This window comes from Paraburkholderia nodosa, assembly GCF_001718195.1.
In the GTDB taxonomy this organism is placed as follows: Bacteria; Pseudomonadota; Gammaproteobacteria; order Burkholderiales; family Burkholderiaceae; genus Paraburkholderia; species Paraburkholderia nodosa_A.
Map to the genome: position 1 here is coordinate 43,898 of NZ_MCNV01000019.1, position 12,166 is coordinate 56,063.

Genomic DNA, 12,166 nt, shown 5'->3' on the forward strand with positions numbered 1-12,166 from the left:
GATGTTGATCGCTGCGGGCTCAACCTTGCACAGTGTGGGAGTTCGGCCCGATAATCGCCGTCGATATGGCCGTCGCGTGACCGCGCGTGCACGGGCAACTCTCTTCTCGCCACTACCCGCCGCGCCGTGCTCAAAAACTCGCGCTTTGCCGGTCTTCTGCGTATTCCTGGTTTTCTGCCACTCGCCGGCGCCACCCTGATGCTCGGCGTGGCGATGTCCTTCACCGCGCCTTATCTCTCGCTCTTCGGCGTCGAGCGCGCCGGCATGACGCCGTTCCGGCTCGGTGTGTTCATGACCGCCATTGCCACGAGCGGCGTGATCGCGAGCACCGCGGCGGGCCGCTGGAGCGACGCCACCGGCAAGCACCGAACCCTGCTGCTCGTCTCGCTGTGTGCGGCCACGCTCGGCTATCTCTGCCTGTGCGTCGTGCGCGATTACCGGCTTCTGCTGCTCGTGGGCATTGCGTTCATCGGCGCGGGCGGTTGCGCGCTCTCGCTCGTGTTCTCGTTCAGCCGTGCGGCGCTGCCCGCGAGCGACGACGCCGAGCGGACCTTCGCGAGCGCGACGCTGCGCACGATCCTCTCCGCCGCGTGGGTGTTCGGGCCCGCGGTCGGCGCGCTCGTGCTGGCGGCCACGAACTTCTACGGGCTCTTCCTGTTCGCGGCGGCGAGCTTCGCGGCTTGCGGCACGATCGTCTGGCGCATGCGCGAGCCGCGCCCTGACGAACACGCCACGCAGCATCTGATGGCGCGTCCCACCGCCGGCGAAGTCGCGCAGGAGATCGATGCTCAGAGCGAGGCGCAGTACGAGGGCCAACCGCTCACGCAGGCCGAAGTGCAGCCGGGTGCACCACGCGACCCCGCAACGCTTCCGGCGGCTAAGGCAACGGCAAAAGCGAAGGTCAGAGCGGCGCGCGCGCCGGTGCCCGCCGCCGAGGGTTCGCAGAAAGACATCATGCGCGCGATCGTTGCGCTCACACTCATCGGCCTGGCCGCCAATGCGACGATGATCGTGCTGCCGCTCTACATCGTCCATGGCCTGCAGGGCACGCGCATCGACGTGTCGATCATGCTCGGCCTCGGCGCGCTCATGGAGATACCGATGATGCTCGCGCTCGGCGCGCGCGCCTCGGTGCTGGACAAGTCATGGTGGCTGGCCGCCTGCGCCGTGGTGCATGCCGTCTACTTCGTCGCGATGTCGCTGGCGCCGGGCGTGCACGCGCTGATCCCGATGCAGATCCTCAACGCCTTCGTGGTGGCCGTTACGTCGTGTCTCGGCATGACGTTCGTGCAGGATCTGATGCCGTCGTCGCCGGGGCGCGCAACGGCGCTGTTCTTCAACGCGTCGCGGCTCGGCTCGATACTGTCGGGCGTGCTTTCCGGCATGCTCGTGCAGGCGTTCGGCTATCGCGGCACGTTTCTTGTTTGCGGCGCGCTCGCGCTGTGCGCGCTGGTGCTGTTCGCCGTACCCGGCGAGCAGTATCCGAAGATGGCGCGTGCCGTGCGGCGTTATCTGCGTGAGCGTTCAGGCAAGCGGGACTGATTCATGCCGTGCGGCCCAGTCAGTGCCTGTGTCAGTGCATGTAGGTGACGCGGCGCGAGCGGTCGCTCAACCGCACGCCCGCGTCGAGCAGCGCGATGGCGAACCAGCGCGCGGTCTTGAGCATGCCGCTCACGCTCGGCATCGGCAGCCAGTCGTTGAGCAGTTGCACGGCGGCCTCGCTGCGCGTGGACTGCAGGAGCGCGATCACCTGCAGCAGCGAGCCTTCGTCCTTCGCGAGTTCGGAGGCGCAGCGGCAGCGCGTATCGAGCGGGCGGCACGAGGCGCGGCACAGGGTGCCCATCAGCAGATCGAAGTAGCCGAAGCCTTCGCCGCCGAGCCCCGCGTCGGCGAGCACGCCGCGCCAGCTTTCGGCCTTGCCGTAGGCGTCGCAATGCGGTCGCAGCCAGGTGCGCACGGCCCGCAGGACGGTCTGCTCGGCGGTGTCGGGATGATGGACGAAGGTGTCGTCGATCAGCGTGTCATTTCTCGCGAAAGGGGTGGTGTAGTTCATGGAGCCTCCGGTCCCGCACAAATCATTCGGGTGGTGCCGGGTCGTCCGGCATGGGCTGTATTCTGGGACAAATGGTGGCTAAATGCAAATGATTCTCATTTGTAAAAATGAGCCGCTGCGCAAAGGCGGCCTCGCACACCCAGTAAGGGGCTGTTCCATCCAGCGCCCTTAATTGCGGGGACACAAGCCGTTAAAGTGCCGGCCATGCGTGTTCCAGTGTTCTGGCGCAACGTGAGAGTTGGCCCCGGCCCCATGAAGGCCGGGGCTTTTTTTTGCACCGCGCAAGGGCGCGCGGGGCGGGCCTGGCACGCGTTGTGGAGGGCGCCGGGGACCTGAGTTCGATGCATAAGTCATTGAACCGAAAGAAACAAGTAAGGTATTATTTCGGCCGCGCAGCGTGACAGCGTGCCGCGCGTCATGGCGCCCAGAAGGTCGAAAGCGCTGCTTTCGCGATCAAAAATGGGTGGTAACAGCCCGTTTGTTGTTTTTTCTCTTAGTACGTTCTTGAATAAAAACAATGACTTGCGTCAATCTTAGATCCGGCCCGTGTTGTTGCGCTGCAAAACTTCCGTATTCCGTTTACCCTCGTTAACCCTTGAACGTGTGTTGCATTTCGCCTCGTCGCTGACAAATACATTACAGCCAGCCTGGTTCGATTTTCACCCCGCGTCAATCTTTCAAGTTGCTTGCGTACCTGAGCGTGCGCCGTGGAAGCTATTTGCTCCGCATTTTTGAGGTCCTGTTGAAATGCAATCCGTTCCATTCCTGAGTCTGGCGATCTGGATTCCCATCCTGTTCGGCGTGGCCGTGCTGCGCCTCGGGTCGGATCGTCATCCGCAGCGTGCCCGTTGGCTGTCGCTGGTTGGCGCCGTCGTCGGTCTGCTGCTGACCCTCCCGCTCATCGCCGGCTTCGACAACCACGCGGCCGGCATGCAGTTCGTCGAATTCCGCGACTGGCTGCCTGAGTTCGGCGTGGCGTGGCGACTCGGGATCGATGGTATTTCGATGTGGCTCGTGGTGCTCACCGCGTTCACGACGCTCGTGATCGTGATCGCTTCGTGGGAATCGATCACGGTGCGCGTCGCCCAGTACTTCGGCGCGTTCCTGATTCTCTCGGGCCTGATGGTCGGCACCTTCGCCGCGACCGACGGCATGCTGTTCTTCGTGTTCTTCGAAGCCACGCTGATCCCGCTGTACCTGTTGATCGGCACGTGGGGCAATGCCCGCCGCACCTACGCCGCGGTCAAGTTCTTCTTCTTCTCGCTCGCCGGCTCGCTCTTGATGCTGGTGTCGATGCTGTACCTCTACAGCCAGTCGCACACCTTCGACATGTCGGTGTGGCACAACCTCACGCTCGGCTTCATCCCGCAGATCCTCGTGTTCATCGGCTTCTTCGCGGCCTTCGCGGTGAAGGTCCCGATGTGGCCGTTTCACACGTGGCTGCCCGACGTCCACCTCGAAGCGCCGACCGGCGCGACCGTGATGCTGGCCATGCTGAAGCTCGGCGGCTACGGCTTCCTGCGTTTCACGCTGCCGATCACGCCCGACGCTGCGCACTTCTTCGCGCCGGCGATCATCACGCTCTCGCTCGTGGCCGTGGTCTACTCGAGCCTGCTCGCGCTCGCGCAGACCGACATGACCAAGCTGCTCGCGTACTCGACGGTCGCCCACATGGGTCTCGTCACGCTGGGCCTCTTCCTCTTCAACCAGATCGGCACCGAAGGCGCGATCGTGCAGATGATCTCGTACGGTTTCGTTTCGGGCGCGATGCTGCTCTCGATTGGCGTGCTGTTCGACCGCACGAAAACGCGCACGATCTCGGCTTACGGCGGCGTCGTCAACGTGATGCCGCGCTACGCCACCTTCATGATGCTGTTCTGCATGGCCAACCTCGGCCTGCCGGGCACGTCGGGCTTCGTGGGCGAGTTCATGGTCATCATGGGCGCGATCCGCGTGAACTTCTGGGTCGGCGCGATCGCCGCGACGACCGTCATTCTGAGCGCGGCGTACACCCTGTGGATGTACAAGCGCGTGATCTTCGGCGCTGTGGCGAACAAGGGCGTTGCGAAGCTGGCCGACATCGGCCGCCGCGAAACGCTGATCTTCGCTTCGCTCGCAGCGTTCGTGCTGGCAATCGGCCTCTACCCGAAGCCGATGACCGACGCGATCGAACTGTCGGCGGCGAACCTCGTCACCCAGGCCGGTCGCAACAAGCAACCCGTCGACGAAGCAGCGCCTGCTGACGCAGTGCGTGCAGGCACGGACGTTCGTGCTCAGCACTCGCCGACGTGATCGCTGAAGATTGACGGCGCAACCAACGCGCCGCATCGCCTCCGGGCGCTGCGGCGCGTTGTTGCGTCCAAGGGTTTTCGAATTTTGAGATTCGAGAAGTAGCCGCGGCGGGCCGCTGTCAAGGGCAGAGCAGGGCGCGACGTGCGTGTGTTTCCGAGGCGCGACAAACCTCGCGAACACATGCGACAAAGTGTCTCAATCTTCTTTTGACAAAGGTCATTTTCCACATTCATTGATTGCGAAATATCAAAGCGGCTGTATGATGCGGGCGCGCTTCCTTTGTCGGATGTCAGGGGACGCGTCCGGAACTATTCAATGAATGAATTTCAGGCAAACGTGATGAAAAGAACGACCTTTCAAAGGTTACTGCTTCCCATCAGCGCCGGATTGGCCTTGTGTCTTTCCGGATGCAACATGGAGCTCCTTGACCCCAAGGGAAGTGTGGGCGTGGCGGAAAAGCAGCTGATTGCGACCTCCACATGGGCCATGCTGATTGTTGTGATCCCCGTGATCGTCCTGACGCTGTGGTTTGCGTACCGCTACCGCGCGTCGAACCGTAGCGCCACGTACGACCCGAAGTGGTCGCACTCGACGGCGATCGAAGTCGTCGTCTGGACCATTCCGACGCTGATCATTCTGTTCCTCGCCGTGCTCACGTGGAAGACCACGCATGAGCTCGACCCCTACAAGCCGCTCGAATCGAACGTCAAGCCGATCAACGTCGAAGTTGTCGCGCTCGACTGGAAGTGGCTGTTCATCTACCCCGATCTCGGTATCGCGACGGTGAACCAGCTGGCCGTGCCCGTTGGCACGCCGGTGAACTTCAGCATCACGTCGGATTCGGTGATGAACTCGTTCTTCATCCCGCAGCTTGGCACCCAGGTTTACGCGATGGCCGGCATGCAGACGCGTCTGCACCTGATCGCCGACCACGCTGGCGACTACGCCGGCCTCTCGGCGAACTTCAGCGGCAAGGGCTTCTCGGACATGAAGTTCCGCACCCTCGCCACCAGCCAGCAAGACTTCGACGCGTGGGTCCAGAAGGTGAAGGCGTCGCAGACGCAGCTTTCGATGGATCAATACGCGACGGTCGCACAGCCGAGCGAGAAGGCTCCGGTGGAGTACTTCTCGACGGTCGACCCGAAGCTCTTCAACAACATCATCGCGAAGTACAACAACGGCCACGTCACGAATTTCAGTGACCCGTCGTGCGTGACCAAGGGGTAAACCAGGCATGTTCGGAAAACTTACACTGGACGCCATTCCGTATCACGAGCCGATTATTCTCGGCACGATGATCGGTATGGCCGTCATCGGCGCATTCGTGCTCGGTGGCATCACTTACCTCGGTAAGTGGAAATATCTTTGGACGGAGTGGCTGACGAGCGTCGACCACAAGCGTCTGGGCGTGATGTACATCGTGCTCGCCCTCATCATGCTGCTGCGCGGCTTCGCCGACGCGATCATGATGCGTACCCAGCTTGCGCTTGCGTACAACGCGCCGGGCTACCTCCCGCCGCACCACTACGACCAGATCTTCACGGCTCACGGCGTGATCATGATCTTCTTCATGGCCATGGCTTTCATGGTTGGCCTGATGAACATCATCGTTCCGCTGCAGATCGGCGCACGCGACGTCGCGTTCCCGTTCCTGAACTCGCTGTCGTTCTGGATGACCGCAGTCGGCGCCATCCTGCTGATGATCTCGCTCGTCGTGGGTGAGTTCGCAATGACGGGTTGGCTCGCGTATCCGCCGCTTTCGGAGCTTGCGTACAGTCCGGGGGTAGGGGTGGATTACTACCTGTGGGCGCTGCAGATCTCCGGTGTCGGCACGCTGCTGACCGGCGTGAACTTCTTCGTCACCATCATCAAGATGCGTGCCCCCGGCATGACGATGATGAAGATGCCGGTGTTCACGTGGACGGCACTGTGCACGAACGTGCTGATCATGGCCGCGTTCCCGATCCTGACGGTGACGCTCGCGCTGCTCGGCCTCGACCGCTACATCGGCACGCACTTCTTCACGAATGACGGCGGCGGCAACGCCATGCTGTACCTGAACCTGATCTGGGCCTGGGGTCACCCCGAGGTGTACATCCTGATCCTGCCGGCGTTCGGTATCTTCTCGGAAGTTGTCGCGACGTATGCCAGGAAGCCGCTGTTCGGCTACAAGGCAATGGTCTACGCGACCTGCGCGATCATGGTTCTGGCGTTCGTCGTGTGGCTGCACCACTTCTTCACGATGGGTTCGGGCGCCGATGTGAACGCGTTCTTCGGTATCGCCACGATGATCATTTCGATCCCGACGGGCGTGAAGATCTTCAACTGGCTGTTCACGATCTACCGCGGCCGCCTCGAGTTCAACTCGGCGGTGCTGTGGACGATCGGCTTCATGGTCACCTTCACCATCGGCGGCATGACCGGCGTGATGATGGCGATCCCGGGTGCGGACTTCGTGCTCCACAACTCGCTGTTCCTGATCGCGCACTTCCACAACGTGATCATCGGCGGTGTGGTGTTCGGCTATCTCGCCGGCATGAACTACTGGTTCCCGAAGGCGTTCGGCTTCAAGCTCAACGAAAAGCTCGGCAAGCGCGCGTTCTGGTTCTGGCTCTCGGGCTTCTATGTCGCCTTCACGCCGCTGTACGTGCTGGGCTTCATGGGCGCAACCCGCCGTCTGAACCACTACGACAATCCGGCATGGCATCCGTGGATGATCATCGCGTGGGTTGGCGCCGTGCTCGTGGCAATCGGTATCGCACATCAGCTGCTGCAGCTGTACGTCTCGATCCGCGACCGCAACCTGCCGGAAAACCGCGACTTGACGGGCGATCCGTGGGGTGGCCGTACGCTGGAGTGGGCGATCTCGTCGCCGCCGCCGTCGTATAACTTCGCGATCATTCCGCACGTGAGCGAACTCGACGAGTTCCAGCACCTGAAGGACACCGGCCGCGAAACCGTGGACGTCGCGAACACGAAGTACACCGACATCCACATGCCCTCGAACACGAGCGCGGGTCTGTTCATCGGTCTCTTCAGCCTGGTGCTCGGCTTCGCTGGCATCTGGCACATCTGGTGGCTCATGATCGCTGGCTTCGTCGGCATTCTCGCGACGGCTATTGGCTACAGCTTCCAGAAGAACGAAGGCTATTACATCCCGGCCGCCAAGGTTCGGGCAGACGAAGAAGCGCGCGAGCGCGCACTGGTCAAGGCGTTCGCCGACAAGCAACGCAATGGCAAGGTTGAAGCAGCACTGGAGGCCAACTGATGTCGACGCATACTAGTGCGGCCGCACACGCGGAGCACGATCACCACGATCACCCGCCGTCACACTCGGTGTTCGGCTTCTGGCTGTACCTGATGACGGACTGTATTCTGTTCGGCTCGCTGTTCGCAGTGTTCGCCGTGATGCAGAACCAGTTCGCAGGCGGCCCGACGGGCAAGGACCTGTTCGACATTCAGGGCGTCGCGATGGAAACGGCAGTGCTGCTGCTGTCGTCCATCACGTACGGTTTCGCGATGATCGGCGCGCACAAGCAGCGCAAGGGTCAAGTGTTCGTCTGGCTGGCGATCACGTTCCTGCTCGGCGCAACGTTCCTGTATTTCGAACTGCACGAATTCGCGAACATGATCGCGGAGGGCAACGGTCCGCAACGCAGCGCGTTTCTCTCGTCGTTCTTCACGCTGGTTGCCACCCACGGTATCCACGTGACGATGGGCATGATCTGGATGGTCGTCCTGATGGTTCAGGCCTTGAAGGCGCCGGTTCTGGGCGAGCGTGAAATTCGCCGCCTGACCTGCCTGAGCCTTTTCTGGCACTTTCTGGACATCGTCTGGATCTGCGTGTTCTCCTTTGTCTATCTTGCGAGCGTGATCTAAATGAGTGCTCATCCTATCCATGAAGAAGAAAGCCACGGCAGCGTAGGCAGCTACCTGGTTGGTTTCGTCCTGGCGGTGGTGCTCACGGCCGCTTCGTTCTGGCTCGTGCTGCATGGCGGCTTTTCGCGCGAAACCGCGCTGCTCGGCCTCGCCGTGCTGGCAGTCGTGCAGATCCTGGTTCACCTCGTGTTCTTCCTGCACATGAACACGTCGTCGGGCCAGCGCTGGAACGTGACGGCATTTGGCTTCACGGTGTTGACGGTCCTGATCGTGGTCGTCGGCACGCTGTGGGTCATGCACAACGTCAGCATGAACATGATGTCGCGTTAAGCGTTCATCGTTGCTGGGCATGCGCTTCGCCCGCTGCGGGTGAAGCGCAAAAGAAAAACGCCGCCAGGCCTTCAGGCCGGCGGCGTTTCTATTTTTGCGGCCCGATGTGCGCTTATGCGCCGAAGCGCTGACGCACGACTTCCGCGACGGCTTTGCCGAGCCGGTGGTGTTGCGAGGCTTCGTAGTGAATGCCGTCGGTGGGGCTAACAGTGGCGAATTCGCCGGCGTCGAGAAACGCCGAGCCGTATTTGACGGCTACGCGCTCATAGAGCGGCGCAAGCAGGCGCGATTTCGCGGCGCCCCCCGTGAAGATATCGCCGAGAAAGCCAATCTCTTCGATCGGCACCGGCGACATGAGCAGCACATGCGGCGTCGAGCCGCCCGGACCCGCGCGGCACGCGACGAGCGTTTCGAGCAGCACATCGACCGAGTTCGCAATGTCGGTGGGCGTGACGGAAAAGCGTGTCTTGAGGTCATTGGTGCCGAGCATCAGCGCGACCACATCGATGGGCAACTGGCTTTCGAGGCATGGGCGCAGATAGGCGAGACCGTTCTTGTGCCGGCCTTCGATGGGATCGTCGTGAACCGTGGTGCGCGCGGGCAGGCCTTCCTCGATGATCGCCCAGCCCGGCCCCAGCGCCTCGCGCAGCACGCCGGGCCAGCGGTCGGCGGGGCCGAATCGCTCGGACACACCGGGCACGGTCAGCGGCTTCGTGCCGTGCGTATTGGAATCGCCGTAACAGAGCAGGGTGCGTGACGTCATGGGTTGCCTCTTCCTGGTTACTGGTTAGCTGGTTGCGGGGTGCGATGCAATGCCATTACTCATCGTGGGAGATTACTAGACGACTGGTCTAATCGCTCTGTACCATGTCACCTCATGAATGCAGCGGCAGCCGTCGAAGTGCGGCAACACATCCTCGATACCGCCATGCCCATTCTGCTGGGCAAGGGCTTTTCCGCAGTCGGTCTCAATGAGATCCTCGCGGCCGCCGGTGTGCCTAAAGGGTCGTTCTATCACTATTTCGGCTCGAAGGAAGCGTTCGGCGAAGCCTTGCTCACGTCGTATTTCGACGAGTATGCGGAGCGTCTCGACGATCTGCTGGTGCGGGCGCCGGGCACTGCGGCCGAGAAGCTGATGCGCTACTGGGACGAGTGGCGCCTGATCCAGTGCGCCGACGATCCCGTAGGCAAATGTCTCGCGGTGAAGCTGGGCGCGGAGGTGAGCGACCTTTCCGAGGCGATGCGCGAGGCGCTGCGTCTTGGCACCGATGCGACGATCTCGCGCATTGCTGCGTGCCTCGAAGCAGGGCGCGTGGATGGCTCGCTCGCAGGTGTAAACGACGCCGCGACCATGGCGGTGACGCTCTACGAACTCTGGCTCGGCGCGACGCTGCTCGAGAAGATCCACCGCGACCGCAAGCCGCTCGACGCGGCTATGGCGACCACGCGCATCCTGTTGAACCTGCCTCCGGGCAACTAACCGAACGCGAAGCCGCGGCGGCGTGTGAAGTGCGCGCGATTGTCGCGTTTTGCGCAGAAGTACTAGACGACCGGTCTAATAGAGCATGAAGAGACCGGTTTCCGAAGGGCGTGCGAGCGCCCGAACCTAACGCAAAAAAGGAACGCCGATGAAGGTACTGATCGTTTTGACCTCGCACGAGGACCTCGGCAACACGGGCAAGAAGACGGGTTTCTGGCTCGAGGAGTTCGCCGCGCCGTACTACGCGCTGCGCGACGCGGGCGCTGAGCTCACGCTCGCGTCGCCCAAGGGCGGCCAGCCGCCGCTCGATCCGAAGAGCAGCGATCCCTCTGCGCAGACCGATGCGACACGGCGTTTCGCATCCGATACCGCAGCGCAAACGGCGCTAGCCAATACGAAACGTCTCGCCGAGATCGACGCGAGCGCGTTCGACGCCGTCTTCTATCCGGGCGGCCACGGCCCGCTCTGGGACCTGGCCGAAGATCCGGTTTCGATCGCGCTGATCGAAAAGACGATCGCCGCGGGCAAGCCTGTCGCTGCCGTTTGCCATGCACCGGGCGTGCTGCGTCACGTGAAGGGGGCAGACGGCAAGCCGCTCGTGGCCGGCAAGTCGGTCACCGGGTTTTCGAATGACGAAGAAGCCGCCGTGCAGTTGACGGACGTCGTGCCGTTCCTCGTCGAGGACATGCTGAAGGCCAACGGCGGCCAGTACTCGAAGGCCGCCGACTGGCAGCCGCATGTCGCAACCGACGGCCTGCTCATCACGGGCCAGAACCCGGCTTCGTCGGAGCCGGTTGCCGAAGCCCTGCTCGCGGCGCTGCGACGCGCTTGATGTTGCGCGAACGCGCGCGTCTTTGGCGAGCGCGTTCGCTTCCCTCGATTTCCTTTCGGCAACGCTGCGAGGCGCGCTCGCAGCGCGTGCGCGGCTGCGCGTTGCCGCAAGGAAATCGCGTTTTTGCCAACCGGCGCAGGTGCCGCGCGACGCGCGACCCGTGCCAAGAAAGGAGCTGTAGATGTCCGCATTGTTCGAACCGTTCAAGCTCAAGGGCGTGTCCCTGCGCAACCGCATCGCCGTGCCGCCGATGTGCCAGTACATGGCCGTCGATGGCGTGATCAACGACTGGCACCACGTCCACTACGCGCAAATCGCGCGCGGCGGCGCGGGTCTCGTGATCGTCGAGGCGACGGCGGTTTCGCCCGAAGGCCGCATCACGCCGGGCTGCACGGGCCTGTGGAACGACGCGCAGACGGAGGCGTTCAAGCCCACCGTCGCGGCGATCAAGGCAGCGGGCGCCGTGCCCGGCATCCAGATTGCGCACGCGGGGCGCAAAGCGAGCGCGAACCGCCCGTGGGAAGGCGACGACCACATCGCCGAAGGCGACGCGCGCGGCTGGCAGACCATCGCGCCCTCGGCAACGGCGTTCGGCGCGCATCTGCCGAAGGTGCCGATGGCGATGACGATCGACGACATCGCGCGCGTGCGCGAGGACTTCGTGGCCGCGGCGAAGCGCGCGCTCGAAGCCGGCTTCGAATGGCTCGAACTGCACTTTGCGCACGGCTATCTCGGCCAGAGCTTTTTCTCGACGCATTCGAACCAGCGCGACGATATCTATGGCGGCAGCCTCGAGAACCGCAGCCGTTTCCTGCTGGAAACGCTGGCCGCGGTGCGCAAGGTCTGGCCGGAGCATCTGCCGCTGACGGCGCGCTTTGGCGTGATCGAGTACGATGGCCGCGACGAGGAGACGCTCGCCGAATCGATCGAACTGGCCAAGGGCCTCAAGCGCGAAGGCCTCGACATGCTGGGTGTGAGCGTCGGTTTCTCGACGCCCGCCGCGCAGATTCCGTGGGCGCCCGCGTTCCTTGCGCCGATCGCACAAAAGGTGCGTCGCGCAAGCGGTCTGCCGGTGTCGTCGGCATGGGGGATCGGCACGCCGGAACTGGCCGAGCGCTCGGTGGCGAAGGAGCAACTCGATATCGTGATGGTCGGGCGCGCGCATCTCGCGAATCCGCACTGGCCGTATTTCGCGGCTCAGGAACTGGGTGTCGAACGCGCCGCATGGACCTTGCCGGCGCCTTACGCGCACTGGCTCGAGCGCTACAAGGTCGGCTGAAATGTGCCGACCGGTTCAACC

The 12,166-nt window shown here is 63.0% G+C and carries 11 protein-coding genes; 9 read left to right on the plus strand and 2 right to left on the minus strand.

The window, feature by feature from the left end:
• Nucleotides 1-126 precede the first annotated feature (126 nt).
• Entirely contained in the window at nt 127-1,542 is a 1,416-nt protein-coding gene (locus tag BFD71_RS26820; RefSeq protein ID WP_069267353.1) for a sugar efflux transporter, read from the plus strand.
• 31 nt (nt 1,543-1,573) lie between these two features.
• On the opposite strand, the gene BFD71_RS26825 is transcribed toward BFD71_RS26820, so the two are convergent.
• Nucleotides 1,574-2,053, minus strand: a complete 480-nt coding sequence (locus BFD71_RS26825; protein WP_069267354.1) for a hypothetical protein — start codon at nt 2,051-2,053, stop codon at nt 1,574-1,576.
• 747 nt (nt 2,054-2,800) lie between these two features.
• Here BFD71_RS26825 and BFD71_RS26830 point away from each other — a divergent pair.
• The 5 genes from BFD71_RS26830 to cyoD all read left to right on the plus strand — a co-directional run bounded on the left by BFD71_RS26830 (nt 2,801) and on the right by cyoD (nt 8,554).
• The gene (locus BFD71_RS26830) at nt 2,801-4,345 is read left to right on the plus strand and encodes an NADH-quinone oxidoreductase subunit M (RefSeq protein ID WP_069267355.1); all 1,545 of its coding nucleotides are present in this window, start codon (nt 2,801-2,803) and stop codon (nt 4,343-4,345) included.
• Nucleotides 4,346-4,684: 339 nt separating this feature from the next.
• Complete coding sequence (gene cyoA, locus BFD71_RS26835) at nt 4,685-5,572, plus strand: ubiquinol oxidase subunit II (protein ID WP_069267482.1); 888 nt, start codon at nt 4,685-4,687, stop codon at nt 5,570-5,572.
• A 7-nt stretch (nt 5,573-5,579) separates the two neighbouring features.
• A complete protein-coding gene (gene cyoB, locus BFD71_RS26840) occupies nt 5,580-7,613 on the plus strand; it encodes a cytochrome o ubiquinol oxidase subunit I (RefSeq protein WP_069267356.1) in 2,034 nt (677 codons plus the stop codon).
• Entirely contained in the window at nt 7,613-8,224 is a 612-nt protein-coding gene (gene cyoC, locus BFD71_RS26845) for a cytochrome o ubiquinol oxidase subunit III (protein ID WP_069267357.1), read from the plus strand. Before cyoB ends, cyoC begins: the two co-directional genes overlap by 1 nt.
• Nucleotides 8,225-8,554, plus strand: coding sequence for a cytochrome o ubiquinol oxidase subunit IV (cyoD, locus tag BFD71_RS26850; protein WP_069267358.1), 330 nt, complete (start codon nt 8,225-8,227; stop codon nt 8,552-8,554).
• Nucleotides 8,555-8,666: 112 nt separating this feature from the next.
• On the opposite strand, the gene BFD71_RS26855 is transcribed toward cyoD, so the two are convergent.
• On the minus strand, nt 8,667-9,317 hold the full coding sequence (locus BFD71_RS26855; protein WP_069267359.1) for an SGNH/GDSL hydrolase family protein: 651 nt from the start codon (nt 9,315-9,317) through the stop codon (nt 8,667-8,669).
• Between the two features lie 114 nt (nt 9,318-9,431).
• Here BFD71_RS26855 and BFD71_RS26860 point away from each other — a divergent pair, with 114 nt between their 5' ends.
• The 3 genes from BFD71_RS26860 to BFD71_RS26870 all read left to right on the plus strand — a co-directional run bounded on the left by BFD71_RS26860 (nt 9,432) and on the right by BFD71_RS26870 (nt 12,145).
• Nucleotides 9,432-10,034 (plus strand): TetR/AcrR family transcriptional regulator, encoded by a 603-nt coding sequence (locus BFD71_RS26860; protein ID WP_069267360.1) that lies wholly within the window; start codon nt 9,432-9,434, stop codon nt 10,032-10,034.
• Nucleotides 10,035-10,182: 148 nt separating this feature from the next.
• On the plus strand, nt 10,183-10,866 hold the full coding sequence (locus BFD71_RS26865; protein WP_069267361.1) for a type 1 glutamine amidotransferase domain-containing protein: 684 nt from the start codon (nt 10,183-10,185) through the stop codon (nt 10,864-10,866).
• Between the two features lie 181 nt (nt 10,867-11,047).
• Complete coding sequence (locus BFD71_RS26870; protein WP_069267362.1) at nt 11,048-12,145, plus strand: NADH:flavin oxidoreductase/NADH oxidase; 1,098 nt, start codon at nt 11,048-11,050, stop codon at nt 12,143-12,145.
• Nucleotides 12,146-12,166 lie beyond the last annotated feature (21 nt).